This is a genomic window from Fusibacter sp. (genome assembly GCF_057447755.1).
Genome location: NZ_JBVBZF010000515.1, coordinates 1 through 1,637, shown reverse-complemented (window position 1 = coordinate 1,637; position 1,637 = coordinate 1). Strand labels below are relative to the sequence as shown.

Here is a 1,637-nt window from a genome sequence, read left to right as displayed (position 1 = left end):
CCTTGAAAGTAAACTAAACAAAGTAAACGAAGAAAACAAAAAATCGAATGAAGCGAATGCAGCTGCCTATTCAGATGCAATATCCTTCTATCAAAATGCATTGTCACAGCTCAATGATGCATTAAGACAGCAGGTAGAAATTATCAGTGAGGGGCTTTCAAGGGAAGAACTCTTGGTATTTCAACTCTTGAATGAAGATGGTGTGCCATATATCGATCACTATGACTTTATCGCCACTGATTTAGAGGATGAAGCCAAAATTAAATATGTTGCAGATTATTTGGAAGAACGTTATTTTACAGATGCCGTTATTGAGGTTGAAGGCATTCATATGATCCAGGGTAAAAGGACTGCAGTCATCAATTTATCTGAAGCCTACACTGAAGGACAGGTAGAACATAAAGGCGGCTGGTCAAGACAATATTTTCAAGGCTCTACTGGTGGTCCTATGACTGAGTTCATCCTATTAGAAGGCTTTTTACAAAGACAGACAAAAGATTGGCCAATTGATTCTGTAAAGTTTTTATATGAAAATCAGACTGTGTTTTTTGACCACGTTCCAAATTTGTCATCAATTCAAAATAGAAAATAGCACATGGTATACGTAAATAAATTATGTAAACACTGTGCTTTTTATTTTAATTAAGTTTTAATGGTCCTAAGTTGCTAATTTTGATATAATTAAAATTGACGATTTGTGTTTTTTATTGAAAAGTGGGTCATTATGAATTTGTCAGTATTTGAAAATGCAATAAATAAAAGTCATAGGCATAAGCATTTGAGTCCGACTAAATCTCAGTTATCTTTATTGAGGTTATTTTTGAATGCAAAGATTAAGTCATATAAGATTGAAGCCTTGTCTAAAATAACTGAGCGTTTGCCGCATGTACATTTTAAGCATAAAACACAATTGCTCAATGCTTTTGAGTGTTTGGATCAATATGATCTTCAGTTAAAGGAAAGAGGCGTAAAGGCTCTAGTTAATGAGTTGAATGGTATTGTGATTAGACCAAATGAAGTCTTCTCGTTTTGGAAAAATATCAAGGATCCAAGAGCATATCATCAGAAGAATATGAATTTTGCTTCACTTCAAATAAAAGGCAGCTCTCCTGCAGTTAGCCAAGTAACAAATCTTTTATATTGGCTGATACTACATTCACCACTTGAAGTAACAGAGCGTCATAGACACGACTTTGACTTATTTGAAGATCATGGGAGAAAAAGACCATTTGGGACTGGTGCAACTTGCATCTTTCAATATTACGACTTGAAATTTGAAAACAAGACTGACTCAATATATCAGATTTGCTTAACGTATCATGATGGTGTGTTGAGTGGGGAACTCAGATCCTTAACATTGCCTTATTTGGTATACGATATTTATGAGGAACGTCATTTTATTAAGAAAAATGTTTTTGGGGAATACTTAAGGCACAATACCATATATAGAAGGATCATTAATACCAAGACGAACAAGGAGAAAGTAGAATATATCACTGAAAATCATGCACTAATGTTTTATTGTCCTCAAAACGGCAAACGTGCAGATCATAAGGATATAAAAATGGGGGATGTACCACTATGGGAGTAATGCTTGGCAAATTAGCGAGCTTTTTCAGACAATTGGTTTTTAGACT

At 34.4% G+C, this 1,637-nt stretch carries 1 protein-coding gene and 1 pseudogene; both read left to right on the top strand.

Annotated features, from left to right (window positions below; translation table 11 throughout):
- Positions 1 to 592: pseudogene (locus AC220I_RS22285) on the top strand (hypothetical protein); the annotation flags it as partial.
- Between the two features lie 228 nt (positions 593 to 820).
- A complete protein-coding gene (locus tag AC220I_RS22280) occupies positions 821 to 1,591 on the top strand; it encodes a VanW family protein (RefSeq protein ID WP_486726066.1) in 771 nt (256 codons plus the stop codon).
- Positions 1,592 to 1,637: the final 46 nt, after the last annotated feature.